Annotated in this window: 19 protein-coding genes and 1 pseudogene; 11 read left to right on the top strand and 9 right to left on the bottom strand. The window is 54.8% G+C overall.

Annotated elements, in window-relative coordinates; all coding sequences use genetic code 11:
* Positions 1-23: 23 nt before the first annotated feature.
* The 6 genes from AC1DFB_RS18495 to urtA form a co-directional block, all read right to left on the bottom strand.
* The gene (locus AC1DFB_RS18495) at positions 24-509 is read right to left on the bottom strand and encodes a hypothetical protein (RefSeq protein WP_170402558.1); all 486 of its coding nucleotides are present in this window, start codon (positions 507-509) and stop codon (positions 24-26) included.
* Between the two features lie 303 nt (positions 510-812).
* Positions 813-1,508, bottom strand: a complete 696-nt coding sequence (gene urtE, locus AC1DFB_RS18490) for an urea ABC transporter ATP-binding subunit UrtE (RefSeq protein WP_480921823.1) — start codon at positions 1,506-1,508, stop codon at positions 813-815.
* A gap of 3 nt (positions 1,509-1,511) precedes the next feature.
* Positions 1,512-2,252, bottom strand: a complete 741-nt coding sequence (urtD, locus tag AC1DFB_RS18485) for an urea ABC transporter ATP-binding protein UrtD (protein WP_480921822.1) — start codon at positions 2,250-2,252, stop codon at positions 1,512-1,514.
* Positions 2,249-3,478, bottom strand: coding sequence for an urea ABC transporter permease subunit UrtC (gene urtC, locus AC1DFB_RS18480; protein ID WP_170597608.1), 1,230 nt, complete (start codon positions 3,476-3,478; stop codon positions 2,249-2,251). The genes urtD and urtC overlap by 4 nt, the downstream gene beginning before the upstream one ends.
* A 3-nt stretch (positions 3,479-3,481) precedes the next feature.
* Positions 3,482-5,434, bottom strand: coding sequence for an urea ABC transporter permease subunit UrtB (urtB, locus tag AC1DFB_RS18475; protein WP_480921821.1), 1,953 nt, complete (start codon positions 5,432-5,434; stop codon positions 3,482-3,484).
* A 63-nt stretch (positions 5,435-5,497) separates the two neighbouring features.
* Positions 5,498-6,778, bottom strand: a complete 1,281-nt coding sequence (gene urtA / locus AC1DFB_RS18470; protein WP_170392782.1) for an urea ABC transporter substrate-binding protein — start codon at positions 6,776-6,778, stop codon at positions 5,498-5,500.
* A 443-nt stretch (positions 6,779-7,221) separates the two neighbouring features.
* Between urtA and AC1DFB_RS18465 the strand changes: the two genes are divergently transcribed.
* The 9 genes from AC1DFB_RS18465 to ureG all read left to right on the top strand — a co-directional run bounded on the left by AC1DFB_RS18465 (position 7,222) and on the right by ureG (position 12,570).
* Positions 7,222-7,989: an urease accessory protein UreD gene (locus AC1DFB_RS18465; RefSeq protein ID WP_480921820.1), complete on the top strand. Its 768-nt coding sequence runs from the start codon at positions 7,222-7,224 to the stop codon at positions 7,987-7,989.
* Between the two features lies 1 nt (position 7,990).
* The gene (locus AC1DFB_RS18460; RefSeq protein WP_170392784.1) at positions 7,991-8,293 is read left to right on the top strand and encodes an urease subunit gamma; all 303 of its coding nucleotides are present in this window, start codon (positions 7,991-7,993) and stop codon (positions 8,291-8,293) included.
* A 14-nt stretch (positions 8,294-8,307) separates the two neighbouring features.
* On the top strand, positions 8,308-8,469 hold the full coding sequence (locus AC1DFB_RS18455) for a peptidase M23 (protein ID WP_170392785.1): 162 nt from the start codon (positions 8,308-8,310) through the stop codon (positions 8,467-8,469).
* Entirely contained in the window at positions 8,466-8,771 is a 306-nt protein-coding gene (locus tag AC1DFB_RS18450; RefSeq protein WP_170402578.1) for an urease subunit beta, read from the top strand. The genes AC1DFB_RS18455 and AC1DFB_RS18450 overlap by 4 nt, the downstream gene beginning before the upstream one ends.
* Positions 8,771-10,480 (top strand): urease subunit alpha, encoded by a 1,710-nt coding sequence (ureC, locus tag AC1DFB_RS18445; protein ID WP_170636297.1) that lies wholly within the window; start codon positions 8,771-8,773, stop codon positions 10,478-10,480. Before AC1DFB_RS18450 ends, ureC begins: the two co-directional genes overlap by 1 nt.
* Before the next feature lie 121 nt (positions 10,481-10,601).
* Complete coding sequence (locus AC1DFB_RS18440; protein WP_170392788.1) at positions 10,602-10,826, top strand: DUF1127 domain-containing protein; 225 nt, start codon at positions 10,602-10,604, stop codon at positions 10,824-10,826.
* Between the two features lie 28 nt (positions 10,827-10,854).
* Positions 10,855-11,307 carry an urease accessory protein UreE gene (gene ureE, locus AC1DFB_RS18435; RefSeq protein WP_170402584.1) on the top strand — a complete coding sequence of 151 codons (453 nt, stop codon included), beginning with the start codon at positions 10,855-10,857 and terminating at the stop codon, positions 11,305-11,307.
* Positions 11,291-11,944 (top strand): urease accessory UreF family protein, encoded by a 654-nt coding sequence (locus AC1DFB_RS18430; protein ID WP_170402587.1) that lies wholly within the window; start codon positions 11,291-11,293, stop codon positions 11,942-11,944. Before ureE ends, AC1DFB_RS18430 begins: the two co-directional genes overlap by 17 nt.
* Entirely contained in the window at positions 11,941-12,570 is a 630-nt protein-coding gene (gene ureG, locus AC1DFB_RS18425) for an urease accessory protein UreG (RefSeq protein WP_170392791.1), read from the top strand. The genes AC1DFB_RS18430 and ureG overlap by 4 nt, the downstream gene beginning before the upstream one ends.
* Before the next feature lie 438 nt (positions 12,571-13,008).
* On the opposite strand, the pseudogene AC1DFB_RS18420 reads toward ureG, so the two are convergent.
* A pseudogene (locus tag AC1DFB_RS18420) lies at positions 13,009-13,365 on the bottom strand (TRAP transporter large permease subunit); the annotation flags it as partial.
* A 398-nt stretch (positions 13,366-13,763) separates the two neighbouring features.
* Entirely contained in the window at positions 13,764-14,486 is a 723-nt protein-coding gene (locus AC1DFB_RS18415) for a class I SAM-dependent methyltransferase (RefSeq protein WP_480921819.1), read from the bottom strand.
* A 51-nt stretch (positions 14,487-14,537) separates the two neighbouring features.
* On the opposite strand from AC1DFB_RS18415, the gene AC1DFB_RS18410 reads away from it, so the two are divergent.
* Both AC1DFB_RS18410 and AC1DFB_RS18405 read left to right on the top strand, forming a co-directional pair.
* Positions 14,538-15,437, top strand: a complete 900-nt coding sequence (locus AC1DFB_RS18410) for a LysR family transcriptional regulator (protein WP_480921818.1) — start codon at positions 14,538-14,540, stop codon at positions 15,435-15,437.
* Positions 15,438-15,453: 16 nt separating this feature from the next.
* Positions 15,454-15,945: an ATP-binding protein gene (locus AC1DFB_RS18405; protein WP_170626557.1), complete on the top strand. Its 492-nt coding sequence runs from the start codon at positions 15,454-15,456 to the stop codon at positions 15,943-15,945.
* A 99-nt stretch (positions 15,946-16,044) separates the two neighbouring features.
* On the opposite strand, the gene AC1DFB_RS18400 is transcribed toward AC1DFB_RS18405, so the two are convergent.
* Entirely contained in the window at positions 16,045-16,479 is a 435-nt protein-coding gene (locus tag AC1DFB_RS18400) for a DUF4345 domain-containing protein (RefSeq protein WP_170402600.1), read from the bottom strand.
* Positions 16,480-16,498 lie beyond the last annotated feature (19 nt).

Genomic DNA, 16,498 nt, shown 5'->3' with positions numbered 1-16,498 from the left:
GTCCGGGTCTCGCCAAACGCTGGTCAGTCGACCTGCTGCCCAATCGGCGACAAGGCGAGCCAGGGCCACCTTGCTTTGTCGGCTGTACTCCGAGAGAAGCAACCTATGACGGATGCAATGCGTAGGCCTTCAAGCCCAGTCAGCAGGGTTTGTACCCAGGATGAAGGCACATAGCGCAGAGACGTTCCAAAACGATAGGATTCCAGAACGTTATGCCGGATCAGTGCCTTAACCGAGACCGGATGGATATTCAGCTGGACTGCAGTGGATTTGATATGCTGCAAGCCAGACCAGAAGTCGAGCACGGCAGCCAGATTCTCATGGCTGACATCGTTCATGTTTGACAGGTCGCTCGCGTTTTGACCACGAAGATGGGCGAGAATACCTCGCACCCGAACCTCGCCGACCCCATGCAACTCCCGTACCCGTTCAAGCGTGATCAATTTGGGCGCTGTGATTTCAGCACTAACCATTCTTGCGCCGGCCTGCAGCGGATAGTTTTCGCGCATAAAATCCTGCACTCAGACCCTGAGGACCGCTGTAGCCGGATCCTCTATAGTAGTTATCAGTCAGGTGCCCTAATTGCAGTGCAAGTTGGGAAAGCGTCCATGTCGCACTTAAGCGCGATGTGAAGTCCGTCATCTGATCAAAAGCACTTGCTCTTCTACGCAGGAGACACCGAACGACGGGTTTCAGAAGAAAATACAGTTTCAATCGAACGTGTTCAGAGGAACAAACTATTTCCTGGGCTTAGACTAAGCAAAATTTTGGATTTCATCCTTCAGTTCCGAAACCAATTTCAAGTATCAGCACTAGACTGTTACAGCCTGCAGCAACTCATCGCGTGTCACGTCTTCCCTTGTGCCGTTGATTATGACTTCTCCTCGTCGCAACGCGATAAATCTGTCGGCAAGTTCATAGGCAAAGTCAAAGTATTGCTCCACCAGAATGATTGCCATTCCTCTCGTGGTTCTGAGGTGTCGGATGACTTCGCCTATCTGTTGGATGATGTTGGGCTGAATACCTTCGGTCGGCTCGTCCAACAGAAGCAGGCCTGGTCGTGTTATCAATGCCCGTGCGATCGCCAGCTGTTGCTGCTGACCGCCAGAAAGGTCACCTCCGCGACGGTTTTGCATCTGTTTGAGGACCGGGAACATATCAAATATATCACCTGGAATGAAATGTTCGCTGGCAGGCAGACAGGCATACCCCGTTTCAAGATTTTCGCGAACTGTGAGCAAAGGAAATATCTCACGACCTTGTGGGACATAGGCCACACCTTTCCACGCCATTTGATGAGCAGGCAGGACGCTCAGAATTTCCCCGTCCAGTTCCAGACTGCCGCCCGATCGCGGATGCGTACCTGATATTGCTTTCATCAGGCTGGTTTTCCCGACACCATTGGTCCCCATCACGCAAGTCACTTCACCTTGTCTGGCTTCCATGGAAATCCCGTTGAGGATTTGCGAATGCCCATAATGCAAAGTCAGATCTGTTAGCTTCAGCATTGTTTAGCGCCCTAGATATACGTCGATGACGTCCTGGTTAGATGTCACGTGATCAAGACTGCCTTCAGCCAAGGCGGACCCTTCGTGTAAAACGGTGACTTTGCAATTCAGGCGTCGGACAAATTCCATATCGTGTTCCACCACGACAACGGCACGGGTTCTGGCGGCTTGTACCAGCAAGTCGGTGGTGTGTTCGCGCTCCTGCGGTGTCATGCCAGCGGCAGGTTCGTCCACGAGCAAAAGTCGTGGCTCCTGAGCCAGCAGCATGCCAATTTCCAGCCACTGCTTTTGACCGTGGCTCAGTTCACCAGCTTTGCGGCTTAGATTCTGATACAGGCCGATTTCGACAGCCAGATCTTCAACTTTTTGCAAATCTTCAGTGGAGGTTCGATAGAAAAGCACGTGAAGCCAGCCACGTTTGTTCTGAAGCGCCATCAGCAAGTTTTCCTGCACGGTCTGGTCTTCGAAAACCGTGGGTTTCTGAAACTTCCTTCCGATCCCAGCCTGCGCGATCTTTGCCTCGGACAGCCCCAACAAAGATACCGATTTCTCCCCCCAGATGACACGTCCTTCATCGGGCCGGGTTTTACCTGTAATGATGTCCATGAATGTGGTCTTGCCTGCCCCGTTCGGGCCGATCACGGCGCGAAGCTCTGCCTCGCCGATCTGAAAAGACAAGTTGTTGATAGCTCGGAAACCATCGAAAGTGACCGAAACGCCGCTAACCTCAAGCAAAGTGCTCATTCGATGGCCTCCTTCTCGCGCAGGGCGCCGTCATCCGGTCCCAGATTTGCCCCATGCCTATCCGGGTGGCGGCTGTCGGTCCACAAGTCGAACAATCCTCCGATGCCCTGCGGAGCGAACAACGTAACCAACACAAAAGTTACGCCCAGTAGCACCTGCCACCAGTCGACCCATTTGATCGTGTAAAACCCAAGCGGAATATCGGGGGCCTGCCCACCCGTGAACCACGTGCTCAGAAGGCTTACAAAAGCTGCACCAATTACCGCACCATACAAGCGGCCTCGTCCACCGATGGCGACCCAGACGGCCAAATAGATCGAGGCGATGGGGGCCATCTCCTCGGGATTGATGATGCCAGCTTGCGGGTAATAAAGCGCGCCAGCAATGGCTGCGATACAAGCAGTCAGGGTGAAGACAGCCAGCTTGAATACCTCGACTGAATAGCCAAGGAAGCGCACCCGTGCCTCGTTATCGCGAATGCCGCGGATGACCGAGCCGAACTTGCCTGACACGATCCACGCCGCCAGCATATAGCCCAGCCCCAAGGCCAGCGCCGAGGCCCAGAGGAACCAGATCGACACCACGTCCTGCGAGGCGGTGACACCTGGCAGGTTCTGCAGGCCGGACAAGCCGTTGTTCCCACGCAGCCCGCTGTCGTTCTGAAACAGATACAGGGCCAGTGCCAACGTCATCGCCTGTGTCAGGATCGATAGGTATACACCGGTGACACGGCTCCGGAAAGCCAACCATCCGAAGACCAGCGCCAACAGACCCGGGACCAGTACAACCAGGATCAGTTGCAGGGTCAGGCTGTGGGAGAACGCCCAGATCAACGGAAACTCCGACGATCCGACAACGCCAAAGACTTGTGTTCCAATCGCGTCCACCACTTCGGACGACGTCGGTGGAATTTCGGCCTGTGCCAGCGAGTCGACCACAATCAGGCGGGTGCGTTCGTACATCAGCCACATGCCGATCATGTAGCCCCCCAGCCCGAAGAAGGCGAAGTGACCCAGTGACAGGATGCCGGTGAAGCCCCAGACCAGATCCATCGCCACTGCGATCAGGCAAAGGCACAGGGTTTTGCCCAGCGTTTTGACGAAACTGGTCGAGATTACACCGATCCCGAATCCCTCGGACAGGATGGTTACGCTCAGGGTGAACAGGGACAGGATGGCAAGAAAGACCAGCACGGATGGGTTCTTGGCGATAAAGCTGCGTTCCATGGCTCAATCCCCCGCCGCGCGACCCTTGAGGGCGATAATGCCCCGCGGCCGAAACTGGATGAAAATGATGATGAAGATGATCATGTAGGTTTGGGCCGCGAGGGTGTTCGACGGGTTCATCCACTCGATCCCCTTCTGCAGGAAGCCGATCATGCCCGCACCTGCAAGCGCGCCCCAGATGTTACCAACACCACCCACAACCACTGTCATGAAACTTTGCACGATATAGTCGCTGCCCAGATCGGACGTGACCTTGGCGAATAGGCCAATCGCGACCCCGGCGATGCCGGCAATGCCGGAGCCAAGCCCAAAGGTCAGCATATTCACTCGCCCGGGATTAATCCCCATTGACGCCGCCATGCGCGAGTTCTGCGTTACTGCACGCATCTCAAGCCCTAGCCTCGTCCGTTTGATGATGTAGAGGAAAAGCCCCAGAAAAATCAGCGCCAGAACGAAGATCGCAATGCGGATGTAGCTGATTGAAACCACGTCATTCAGCATCCACGAACCATCCAACCAACCGGGAGCAGTCAGCGGGCGCGCCTGCGTGCCAAAGATATTCTTGGCCAGTTGCTGTAGGGCAATTGAGATGCCGAACGTCGCCAGCAACGTCTCCAATGGGCGAGCGTAAAGCCAGCGGATCACCAACCGCTCCATAGCGACGCCCATCGCGAAGGTGACAGCAAAAGCCATTGGAATAGCAACCATGATCGAAAGCGTATGATCAGGGATAATCTGCTGCACCACGTAGCCGGTATAAGCACCCATCATGATGAACTCGCCATGGGCCATGTTGATCACGCCCATCACGCCGAAGGTGATGGCCAGACCGATGGCGGCGAGGAAATAGATCGACGCCAGTGAGATCGCGTCCAGCGTCAGGTCGAGTGTTTGGTTCAGGCCGACCTTCAGTTCGATCTGTTGCAGGGCTTTCTCTGCTGCTTCAGTGACCTCGGCAGATGGCTCACTGTAGGTTTCGAAGAATACATGCGTGTTAACTGCGGCGTTGACATCCGCCTTCGTGACCAAGGCTGGCACAGTCCCCGCCTCTGCCAGAGAGTTATACGCACGCGCGCGCATTGCATCTGAATTCAGCTGTGCGACGGGAGTACCACCTACACGACCACCTTCTATATTGGCCGCCAGTGCCGATCTGATATCTTCCGCCGAAACACGCGGTGCGGCCAGGTTTCCTGCAACGAGCAAGTCATATGCTTCGTCAGACGTTAAGGCGTCTGAGCCCGCTTCAAGAATAACGGCGACGTTCAGGTCCTGGGGCAATTCGGTAGCGGCTTGGCGGGCAGTGACGAGCAACGGGTTCAGAGCCGCACGAACGTCTACGCCCAGATCGCCGGACATTTCTTTGATCGCCGCCACGCGGGCTGCGGTATCTTCGTCAAAACCAATCGTCAGCAACCGTTCCAGCCGCTGCTTTTGCGCCTTCAACTCTGCTTCGGGTTCATCCCCTATCGAAGCGCGAAGTGGCTCCAAGAGTGCACTTTCGGGATCACGTTGGATGGATTGCAATGCGGCCAGACGTTTTGCGCGATCCGGATCGGTCAATTGAAACTGGACCAGAGCGGTCCCGATCATCGCGCGGATACCGCTGTTGGGCTTCAGCTGCCTAAGCTCGGATTTCTCAAATGTACCGACGACTTCTCCGGTATCGAAGTCGGTCAATTCATACGACCGCCCCTCTCCTTTCTGGCCAGAAAAGAACAGACCGTCCGACTTGCGCATCCACATGTTCTTGGCTGCCCATGTCTCAAGCATCACTTGCGCCTGAGGCAAGCCGCTTGATGCAATCGCATCAATCGCCGGTTTGATCGTCTTGCGCGAGCTTTTGGCGATGATCTCCTGATGCTCTTGCAGGATCGGTTGTAGACCGACCTCTTGAGCGTTGGCAGTCAGGCAGGCGCACAGGATTGCGAGGCCCGCAAGGAAAAGTCGTACCATGTGGTGAAACCCGAATGTCTTTATTTTAGCAAGGCGGGCAAACAAACCCGCCTTGCGTGTCGGTTAGTAGTTCGACAGGGTCTGAACGCAGGTCTTGGTCTCGGTGTTGTACATACCGCAACCCAGCTCTTTCCAATCGGAGACGAGCACAGCCGACTCCGGCAGGAAGTCGGTCCAGGCGTCACCCGGCACGACGTCGGTTTCGCTGATGATATCGAACTGACCGTCTTCCTGAATTTCACCGATCAGAACCGGTTTCGCGAGGTGATGGTTCGGCAGCATCACAGCGGTGCCTCCGGTCAGGTTCGGGAATTCCTGCCCATACATCGCAGCGCGCACGGCATCGACCTCGGTCGAACCGGCCTCGGTCGCGGCGTTTACCCACATGTTGAAGCCGATGTAATGCGCCTCCATCGGGTCATTGGTCACACGTTCGTCACCCATGGTGGCTTTCCAGGTGTCCACAAATTCAGCGTTGGCTTCGGTATCCGCCGACTGGAAGTAGTTCCAAGCGGCGAGGTGACCGACGAGGTTGGTGGTGTCCAAACCGGACAGTTCTTCCTCACCGACCGAGAAGGCCACGACCGGAATGTCATCTGCCGAAACACCAGCCGCCGCCAATTCCTTGTAAAAACCAATATTGGCGTCACCATTGATGGTCGAGATCACACCGACTTTTTTACCATCCGCGCCCAGCGCGACCACGTCCGCCACGATCTTGGACCAGTCGGAATGGCCGAAAGGCGTGTAATTGACGAAGATATCTGCTTCCGCGATACCTTTTTGCTTCAGATAGCTTTCCAAGATATTGTTGGTGGTCCTGGGGTAGACATAGTCTGTGCCGAGCAGAGCGAATTTCTCGACCCCCAGTTCCTCCAGGAAATAGTCCGTGGCGGGGATGGCCTGTTGGTTCGGAGCGGCACCGGTATAAAAGACGTTTTTAGAGCTTTCTTCGCCCTCATACTGGACCGGATAGAACAGAAGACCGTTTAGTTCCTCGATCACTGGCAGAACCGACTTGCGGCTCACCGAAGTCCAATTGCCAAAGATTACATCCACCTCGTGGACGGTTAGCAGCTCACGCGCTTTTTCGGCAAACAGAGGCCAGTCAGAGGCCGGGTCGACCACGACAGCTTCAAGCTGTTTACCCAACAGACCGCCCTTGGCGTTTTGCTGGTCAATCAGCATCAGCATGGTGTCTTTCAACGTCGTTTCCGAGATCGCCATCGTACCGGAAAGCGAATGCAGCACTCCAACCTTGATCGTGTCTTCGGTCGACAAGGCGGCGGTGGCCATGACAGCAAATACTGCCGATCCGGCGAGTGTGGATTTGAGCGATTTCATGTGATCCTCCTGGCGGGGCCGGGAGAGAGGGCTTGCACAAAGGCACACTCTTCTTCTACCTGATCCCCGCAACTGTTGTTGCGTTCCGTGTGACGGTTGTGTTCGAGGTCCAATTCGCGCAGCCGTCACACACCCCCGGGTCATCTCCGCGGTGGCACCCATACGGTTTCTGCATCGCAGCAAGCTTGGCAACTTACCTTTAACCCAATTCGGAAAATCGGCGCGATGCGCCTATTTTTTCATCCAAGACCGGGGGCGCTGTCTAAAATTTAGACGCGCGATGTCGAATTAAGCAGATTTCGACACTGTAGATTAGTGTTCCGCCCCTTCAACAGAGAAACAAGTGGCACCAATCAAAGCTCCAAAGGTGCCCTATTACCCACGTTGCAGCCATATTGCCCACGCACAGTGCTATTCCACCGCGCGCTGCAGGCGCCGTCAGTTTGATTACCAAGCAATTGGGTGACAGGACGGTGCTGAACAAGTTTCGCCAGTCCGGGTCTTATAAATGTCTGTTCCCCAGAACCAACACACCTGATCTTGACGCGGTTCTTCTTAACACGGCAGGCGGCGTAACCGGAGGCGACTCATTTCGACTTTCCGGTAAGGCAGCAAAAGGAACGGCGCTGACTTTGACAACACAAGCCTGCGAGCGCGCCTACAAGGCCAAGCCGCAAGAATGTGGCCAGATTACCAATCATCTGACTGTTGAGACTGAAGCCCGGCTGAACTGGTTGCCGCAAGAGACTATTCTGTTCAATGGCAGCGCTCTGGAGCGACGCCTGAAAATCGAGATGGCGCCAGATGCCGAGATGCTGATGGTAGAGCCGCTGGTCTTCGGCCGCATTGCGATGGGCGAGACGCTGACCGATATCCGTCTAAACGATCGGATCGAGATACGGTACCAAGGAAAAAAGGTGTTCCTTGACGCGATCCAGTACTCGGGTGATTGGCACAAACATCTGTCCAAACCGCATATTGCAAACGGCGCGGGTGCGATGGCGTTGATCGTCTTTGTATCGGAGTCAGCCGAAGGTCATCTGAATGCCATTCGTCAGATGCTGCCCGACACAGCAGGTGCGACTATGATCCGCAATAACCTGTTGGTTGCTCGTGTTCTTGCCGAAAACAGCTTTGCCCTCCGTCGCACATTGATGCCGATCTTGCGTCGGTTGAACAAAGACACGCTGCCTCGATGCTGGATGCTTTGACATGAACCTGACCCCTCGCGAAAAAGACAAACTGTTGGTCGCCATGGCCGCCGAAGTCGCCCGCAAACGCCTGGACCGCGGCGTCAAACTGAACCACCCCGAGGCGATCGCCCTGATCACCGATGCCGTGGTCGAAGGTGCACGCGATGGGCGTTCAGTTGCTGACATGATGCAAGCCGGGGCCGAGGTGATCACTCGAGAGCAATGCATGGAAGGTGTGCCCGAAATGATCCACGAAGTTCAGGTCGAAGCCACCTTTCCAGATGGCACCAAGCTGGTGACCGTCCACAACCCCATTCGCTGAAAAAGGAAACCAATATGACACGCATGCTTTTCCCCGCCCTGATCTTCGCTGGCCCGGCAGCCGCCCATAACGGAACGCATATCCACGCGCACGGCACCGATTATGCGGCGATGGGCGTTGGGCTGGCGGTTGTTGCGCTGGCTGCTGTCGCGCTGATCACAAAGCTGAACAAATGATCCCCGGGGAGCTGTTCCCGGCTGATGGTGAAATTACCCTGAACCCCGACACTGATGCGATCACTTTGATGGTCGCCAATACCGGCGACCGCCCGGTTCAGGTCGGCTCACACTACCATTTCGCCGAAACCAACCCGGCGCTCGACTTTGACCGAACTGCCGCGCGTGGCCTGCGCCTGGACATTGCGCCAGGCACCGCTGTGCGGTTCGAACCGGGGCAGGCCCGCGAAGTTTCGCTGATCCCGATCAGTGGTGCGCGCAGGGTCTACGGCTTCAATCAAAAGGTCATGGGGGCACTCTGATGCCAGCAAAAATCAAGCGCTCAGACTACGCCGCGATGTTCGGCCCGACCGCAGGGGACAAGCTGCGGTTGGCCGACACCGATCTTGTGATTGAGGTCGAACGTGATCTGACCAGCTATGGCGAAGAGGTCAAGTTTGGTGGCGGAAAGGTAATCCGCGACGGGATGGGGCAATCTCAGACCACGCGCGCCGAAGGCGCTGTGGATACGGTCATCACCAATGCTCTGATCGTTGATCACTCGGGCATCTACAAGGCCGACGTTGGCCTGAAAGACGGGCGGATCGCCAAGATCGGCAAGGCGGGAAACCCCGATACACAACCCGGTGTCGACATCGTCATAGGACCCGGAACCGAGGCCATTGCTGGCGAGGGTCGTATCTTAACAGCAGGTGGGTTCGACAGTCATATTCACTTCATCTGCCCGCAACAGATCGAAGATGCGCTGCATTCCGGCCTGACCACCATGCTTGGCGGTGGCACCGGGCCGGCACATGGCACTTTGGCGACCACTTGCACCCCCGGTCCGTGGCATATCGGGCGGATGTTGCAGGCGGCGGATGCTTTCCCGATGAATCTGGCCTTTGCGGGTAAGGGCAACGCTTCGCTACCTGCCGCGCTAGAAGAACAGGTTAAGGCCGGGGCCTGTGCGCTGAAGCTGCACGAGGATTGGGGCACCACCCCCGCTGCCATCGACTGTTGCCTGTCGGTGGCCGACGCGATGGATGTTCAGGTGATGATCCACACCGATACGCTGAACGAATCCGGCTTTGTCGAAAACACTGTGGCGGCCATGAAAGGCCGTACAATCCACGCCTTCCACACCGAGGGTGCAGGTGGTGGCCACGCCCCAGATATCATCAAGATCTGTGGCGAGAACCATGTGTTGCCGTCCTCGACCAACCCGACGCGACCCTTCACGGTGAACACAGTCGAAGAGCATCTGGACATGCTGATGGTCTGTCATCACCTCGACAAGTCCATCCCCGAGGACGTGGCCTTTGCCGAGAGCCGCATCCGGCGCGAAACCATCGCGGCCGAGGACATCCTGCATGACATGGGCGCCTTCAGCATCATCGCTTCTGACAGTCAGGCCATGGGGCGCGTAGGCGAAGTTCTGATCCGCACCTGGCAAACCGCTGACAAAATGAAAAAACAGCGCGGACGTCTACCCGAAGAAACCGGTGAGAACGACAACTTTCGCGTCCGCCGCTATATTGCCAAATACACGATCAACCCTGCTATTGCCCATGGGCTCAGCCACGAGATCGGGAGCATCGAGGAAGGCAAACGCGCCGACCTCGTCCTTTGGAACCCGGCCTTTTTCGGGGTGAAGCCCGAGATGGTTCTGCTGGGCGGCACCATAGCCTGCGCGCAAATGGGCGATCCCAACGCGTCGATCCCTACACCGCAGCCGGTTTATAGTCGGCCGATGTTTGGCGCTTACGGACGGTCAGTGGAAAACTCGGCGATCACATTTGTCTCGCAGGCGGCCCATGCGGATGGGATCGGTGATACACTGGGATTGGCAAAGCAAACCGTCGCCGTCCAAAACACACGAGAAATTGGCAAGCAGGATCTTCTGCTGAACAACGCGACACCGCATGTCGAGGTCGACCCGGAAACCTACGAGGTGCGTGCGGATGGCGAATTGCTGACTTGCCAACCCGCCGAAACGCTGCCGATGGCGCAACGATATTTTTTATTCTGATCAAAAAATGTGCTGCGTTGCGGCGCGTGCAAGGCAGCAATGACCAAATACGCACTTCTAAGTGAGGCCAATATGACAGATATAAAAACCCATGGGAGGACCAACGTTTACGAGGGTCCAAATGGCACACTCAGCAACACATACAAACACGCGCTTTTCGCTGGCCGGTTTAATCGTATCCATCGGGTCGTCAATTTACTCGGCCCTGATCAGCGTAGCCGAAGCTCAATCTCGCGTCCGGCAAGTCGAATTCCTGCAATCGCTCAGCGACGAAGAGTTGAAAAACCGCGGTCTGACGCGCGAACGGATCGTGCACCGAGTGTTCTCGGACTCAATCTGGCTCTGAATATTCCCGCTGCAGAGGAGGTGATGGTATGACCGCCCTGCTCTGCACTGCGCGCCAGTATTCGGATCACACGCATGGCGATCCGGCAGACTGTCTCTCGTTGACCTACGACAACCGTTTTTTGCGGCGTAAGGTTCTTACCTGCGAAAGCGGCGAACAGATTCTCATCGATCTCGCGCAAACGACCTCACTGAACCACGGTGGCGCGTTGGTTTTGGACGACGGTCGCGAAGTGGAAATACAGGCAGCACCGGAAGTGTTGCTGGAGGTAAAAGCACCGGACCTGACACGTATCGCCTGGCATATCGGCAATCGGCACACGCCTTGTCAGATTGAAAAGACTCGCCTGTTGATCCAAGTCGATCACGTCATCCGTGATATGCTTCTTAAAATCGGAGCAAAAGTGCGAGAGGTGAATGAACCATTCACCCCCGAAGGCGGGGCCTATGGCCACGGCAGGACCCATGGCCACACCCACTGACGCCGACATCCTGACGCTGACACAATGGTTGTCCCCTGCCTATCCTGTTGGGGGGTTTGCCTACTCTCACGGGCTTGAAGCTGCGATTGACGGGGGAACTGTCGCGAATTCTCGGGATACTGAAGCCTGGATTTCAGATGTGCTGGAACATGGCTCTGGGTGGAATGATGCCGTGTTCGTTGTGGCGGCCTTCAACGCGCATGACAAAGAAGAACTGATCAACGTCGATATCGCGGCGCGCGCCTTTTGTGCAACATCCGAAAGGCTCATGGAAACCGAATTGCTGGGACAGGCCTTCGGAAATGTCACCAAAGGTGTCTGGGAATTGGACCTTGGGCAATTCACCTACCCCGTCTCAATTGGACGGGCTGCAAGACTTCAAAACCTTCCCTTGCTGCTGACGACCAAGATGTTTCTGCAAGCATTCGCAAGCAACCTTGTCGCCTGTGCGACGCGCCTTGTACCACTGGGACAGACCGATGCGCAGCGGTTGATCCGCCAGCTGACACCGTTGTGCGCCCAGATTGCTGAAAGGGCAAAAAAGGCGAGCCTGGATGAGTTAAGCTCTACCGCGTTCTTGGGGGACATTGCGGCCATGAAGCACGAAACACAATATTCGAGGATTTTCCGCACATGACCAGTATGAACGGCCCGCTTCGCGTAGGTATTGGAGGCCCAGTAGGAGCCGGAAAAACCACTTTGACCGCCGCCTTGTCTGAAGCGCTGCGCGATGTCTGTTCGGTGGGAGTTATTACTAACGACATATATACGCAGGAAGATGCCGAAGCGCTGATGCGCATGCAGGTCCTGCCGCGGGACAGGATCATCGGCGTCGAAACTGGCGGTTGCCCGCATACAGCAATTCGCGAAGACGCCTCGATCAATTTGGCCGCCGTCGCCGAGATGCAGACACGTCATCCGGATCTCGATATTGTTTTGATTGAAAGCGGAGGCGACAATCTATCAGCCACATTCAGCCCGGAACTGGCGGATCTGACCATCTACGTGATCGATGTCGCTGCAGGCGAAGAAATACCCAGGAAAGGCGGGCCGGCGATTACGAAATCAGACATCCTTGTAATCAACAAGACCGACCTTGCACCGCATGTTGGCGCTTCGCTGCAGGTTATGGAACGTGATGCGAAAATGATGCGTAAAGGAAGGCCCTTCTTGTTTTCGTCACTTCGTCACAGAAGCGGGGTCGACGCAATTGTGGATCTGCTTGTGAAAGGCGGAGGTTTAAGAATTTCGGAAGCGAATTAGTCCCAGAGACGAAGAAGCCAAGGCATCGATGCCCAAAGCCGTATGGAGAAGCCGAACACACGAACGTCATTTTCGCATTTGTCTGGATTTAATATTTTGGTTTTGATTACTGGCTGACTGAAAAAGAAATTCACCACCATATTATAGACAAAATTCATAAGCAAAACGCTTTCCTTGACCCGCTTGTTGCGTATACCAGCTATCAGTAACCAGCCCATCAAATGGCAAGTATTCGCAACCATAGTATGACTGGCAGCGCCATAGCAAACCAAACGTCGCTGAAACGGTGTTGTGCGAAGCGATCTAAGGTTGAGTGATGGCCGTTCTGTTAAACGAGAATTCTGGCATTGTCGCACCGCTGGATCACCACAATCGTCACACAAATCCTACTTTCCTAATAAAATACGCCGACGATACATGCCACCACCGCATCCCGCTTCACAGGGTTATGATTTCCGGTGCCATGAACGTATTGGGCAGGAATGTAGACAGGAACGGAATATAGGTAACGATGATCAGTACGGCGAACAGCATGGCCGGGAACGGAAGGGCTGCTTTGACTACGCTCATCATCGGCATTCCGGCAACGCCCGAGGTAAAAAAGAGATTCAACCCGATCGGAGGCGTGATTATCCCGATCTCCATTTTGACCAGCATGATGACGCCCAGATGGATTGGATCGATACCCAGCTCGATCGCAATCGGGAACACCAGTGGTGCCTCGATGACCAAGAGGCCCGAGGGTTCCATGAGCTGACCACCGTTCAACAGGATTAAGTTGACGAGACCCAAGTAGTCATCAGAGTAGCCTGAGCATCTAATATCCGCTGGGAACCAGCGCTACGTCTGCTTGAGAGCGAAAAGCTGATCGTTGATTATTCAGGCCGACCGAGAAAACTCAAAAAATCATCACAGCCACCTTATGTTTTTCGTATACGCCTCAAGGGCATTCTAAAAGGGCTAGAAAACTCTTGGTTCGGCCAATGGCGGCCGTTCATCTTGCCAGATAGTGCTGCGGTGCAGCTCCACCGAAACCGCCATTCGCTGCGCGAGCGAGATCAAAGCGCTTCCCATGGTCGGTTGTGCGGATAAATCTGCCACTCACAGTAGCTTTTGTGAATTGGAAACAAACTCTAAATACATTCGTACATTCGAGTCTGACAGGTGGTAGACTTTACGACGTAGAGATCCCCCTAGCAACGAAGATGCGAGAAGGGTTGCTTCAAGTTTTTTTGCGCAACAATATAACGGCTCTGGAACATCGAGGCTTGATCGGAAGTATACAGGATATTGAAGCCTGCGCGCTCAATTTTCCTATCAAGCATCGACATAGACACGAAATTCACAAACGGGGCTTTCCCAAAAAACTGCATGATAGGGATCGCGACACGACTGATCATCGCATACTTGAACCCACCATTCTCAGGCGCACACACCGTTTTGGATATGAAAACCCCACCGGATTTTGTCAATTTGGCAATATGCTCTAGCGCTTGATCCAAATCAGGCAGGAGATGAAGCAGGTTATGCGCCAGAACCGCATCGTAACCACCTTCAACAGGATCGTGCTCGAGAACTTCGGCCACCTTGAAAGTGACATTCTCCAATCCTTCTTTAGCACGCTTCTCGTTGGCAATCTCGATCATGCCCGGAGCGAGATCCGAGGCGGTGATATGGTTGACATGCGGTGCAAGCAACAGCGCGGTTGAACCCGTCCCGCAACCGATTTCCAGTACACTGTCTTCTGCTTTTAGGTGCGACTTCGTACGTTCGAGTGTGTTCAGATACCCTTCCATGTTCCGGATTGGGTCCGCCGCATACTTTCGCGAGATTCTGCTCCAGAACGCGGCATCTTTGGACAAAGCAGCCATTTTATTACTCTCTTTCAAGTTTGTTGTCGCATCCCATACATCCATACACACATTTACTAAATTGCCATAATTCGCAGAAGTGTTATGCATAAATGCATGAACTGGAATGCCATCAATTTCGACTGGAATCAGGTACGGACCTTTCTTGCGACGGCTGAAGAAGGCTCGTTTTCCGCAGCGGCGCGCGTTCTCGAGCAAACTCAACCTACTGTCGGTCGTCAGGTTGTGGCACTGGAATTGGCGCTTGGGATCACCCTGTTTGAAAGAGTTGGTAAATCGCTTAGTCTAACGACCGCTGGCGCCGAGCTTTTGTTGCATGTCAGAGAAATGGCGGATGTCGCGCACAGGATCTCCCTTACTGCTACAAGCCAGTCGCAAACTGTCGAAGGGCAAGTCAGGATCACCGCGTCAGATGTGATGTCTGCCTATCAGCTGCCGCCTATACTGAAAAAGATCCGACTGGCAGCACCGCGTCTTGAGATCGACGTCGTTGCTGCCAATGACTTACGAGACATACAGAGACGTGAGGCTGATATCGCCATCCGACATGTACGCCCGACGCAACCAGATCTGACCGCAAAGCTTGTTGCCGAGGCGACGGCACATTTTTACGCAGCACCTGCGTACCTTGATCAGTTGGGAAGGCCGAAAAATGAAAACGAGCTCGCAAAGTTGGATTTCGTGGGGTTTGGCGACATTGACACGATGATCGGTTTTCTCGATCCGGCGGGCGTTAAGGTCACTCGAAAGAGTTTCCGGATTGGCTCGCAAAGCGGAATTGTATCCTGGGAGCTGGTGCGCCAAGGGTTTGGCATCAGTGTAATGTCGGATGACGTGGCTGCCTTGACACCAGGTGTGGAGCGCGTGCTACCCGACCGAGAGCCGTTTAAGTTCCCGATTTGGCTGGCGACGCACTCGGAATTACATACTGCGCGAAGGATCAGGTTGGTGTTTGATCAACTTGCAGATCAACTGAGCACAGGGGCCATTAGGTAGTCCGGGAGTTCACCCTATGTCACAGGTCCAACCAACGCTTCACTTGCTTTGTGGTAAAGTCGCCTCAGGAAAATCAAGTCTGGCGGCGAAACTTGCGAATAGCGGCGGGGCGGTGCTCATTTCGGAAGATGAATGGCTTAGCGTCCTATTCGGCGACCAGATGAACTCCCTGCAGGATTATGTAAATTGCGCTTTGAAATTGCGGCCGGTCATGGGGCGGCACATCGCATCGTTGCTGAAGGCCGGGGTTTCTGTCATTCTCGACTTTCCGGCGAACACAATTGAAAACAGAGCCTGGATGCGCAAGCTGCTGGAAGAAACTGCTGCGACGCACCAGCTTCACTATTTGGACTTGCCGGATGAGGTTTGTCTGCGCCGGCTGCACAAGCGCAACAGTGAAGGTGCGCATGCCTTTGCAGCAACGGAAGATCAATATTGGCGTTTAGCGAGGTATTTCGAGGCACCATCACCCGAAGAAGGTTTTAATGTCATAACTCACAATCGGTAGCGCCAGCCATTCAGTATTTCGCGGAGTCACTCAGATATTTTGGCCACCCACTCTGTATCGGTGAATGGCCAAATGCACTCAGGCAGCTTTCACTGTGTCTCAAATCCGAAGTTTACGCGACGACATGAGGTGCATGCCAGCTTTCGTTAGCCGCCCTTTGCTCGCGGCCCACAAACACATCAGTCCAAGTACCATCTCTATCCCAAGAGCAGAAAGGATGCTGTCCGATGGTCGTCCATCAAGCATAATGCTGACCACGCGCCCCGCGGCAAAGGCGAAGAACACGGCGGCTCCAAGCCAAGCTGATGTCTGGGCCATCTTTTGGTATAGCGCTCCCGACAGGATGATCAGGCCAAGTGCAGCCAGATTGGCAGCAGGTGCGCGCAATTCGCTCATCAAGTTCGGCTGCGGCGAAATATCAATGCCGTAGCTAGAGTAAAAGGCCAGTGGGGCCAGCGTGATGATCAGCCCCAGGGTGGCTGCAACAAGACCCGCCAACCCCAGGACAAGCCTGCGTTTTACGTCAAACGTCATGATTGTGTTCCTTTGTCGT

It is taken from the genome of Ruegeria sp. S84 (assembly GCF_056583445.1).
Note: the sequence above shows the minus strand (reverse complement) of the source record. Positions and strands in the feature narration are given on the sequence as shown.

Bases quoted from the DNA above. Each gene is read 5' to 3' on its own strand.
- AC1DFB_RS18495 (WP_170402558.1), bottom strand. From the start codon at position 509: ATGCGCGAAAACTATCCGCTGCAGGCCGGCGCAAGAATGGTTAGTGCT.
- urtE (WP_480921823.1), bottom strand. From the start codon at position 1,508: ATGCTGAAGCTAACAGATCTGACTTTGCATTATGGGCATTCGCAAATC.
- urtD (WP_480921822.1), bottom strand. From the start codon at position 2,252: ATGAGCACTTTGCTTGAGGTTAGCGGCGTTTCGGTCACTTTCGATGGT.
- urtC (WP_170597608.1), bottom strand. From the start codon at position 3,478: ATGGAACGCAGCTTTATCGCCAAGAACCCATCCGTGCTGGTCTTTCTT.
- urtB (WP_480921821.1), bottom strand. From the start codon at position 5,434: ATGGTACGACTTTTCCTTGCGGGCCTCGCAATCCTGTGCGCCTGCCTG.
- urtA (WP_170392782.1), bottom strand. From the start codon at position 6,778: ATGAAATCGCTCAAATCCACACTCGCCGGATCGGCAGTATTTGCTGTC.
- AC1DFB_RS18460 (WP_170392784.1), top strand. From the start codon at position 7,991: ATGAACCTGACCCCTCGCGAAAAAGACAAACTGTTGGTCGCCATGGCC.
- AC1DFB_RS18455 (WP_170392785.1), top strand. From the start codon at position 8,308: ATGACACGCATGCTTTTCCCCGCCCTGATCTTCGCTGGCCCGGCAGCC.
- AC1DFB_RS18450 (WP_170402578.1), top strand. From the start codon at position 8,466: ATGATCCCCGGGGAGCTGTTCCCGGCTGATGGTGAAATTACCCTGAAC.
- ureC (WP_170636297.1), top strand. From the start codon at position 8,771: ATGCCAGCAAAAATCAAGCGCTCAGACTACGCCGCGATGTTCGGCCCG.
- AC1DFB_RS18440 (WP_170392788.1), top strand. From the start codon at position 10,602: ATGGCACACTCAGCAACACATACAAACACGCGCTTTTCGCTGGCCGGT.
- ureE (WP_170402584.1), top strand. From the start codon at position 10,855: ATGACCGCCCTGCTCTGCACTGCGCGCCAGTATTCGGATCACACGCAT.
- AC1DFB_RS18430 (WP_170402587.1), top strand. From the start codon at position 11,291: ATGGCCACACCCACTGACGCCGACATCCTGACGCTGACACAATGGTTG.
- ureG (WP_170392791.1), top strand. From the start codon at position 11,941: ATGACCAGTATGAACGGCCCGCTTCGCGTAGGTATTGGAGGCCCAGTA.
- AC1DFB_RS18415 (WP_480921819.1), bottom strand. From the start codon at position 14,486: ATGGATGTATGGGATGCGACAACAAACTTGAAAGAGAGTAATAAAATG.
- AC1DFB_RS18410 (WP_480921818.1), top strand. From the start codon at position 14,538: ATGAACTGGAATGCCATCAATTTCGACTGGAATCAGGTACGGACCTTT.
- AC1DFB_RS18405 (WP_170626557.1), top strand. From the start codon at position 15,454: ATGTCACAGGTCCAACCAACGCTTCACTTGCTTTGTGGTAAAGTCGCC.
- AC1DFB_RS18400 (WP_170402600.1), bottom strand. From the start codon at position 16,479: ATGACGTTTGACGTAAAACGCAGGCTTGTCCTGGGGTTGGCGGGTCTT.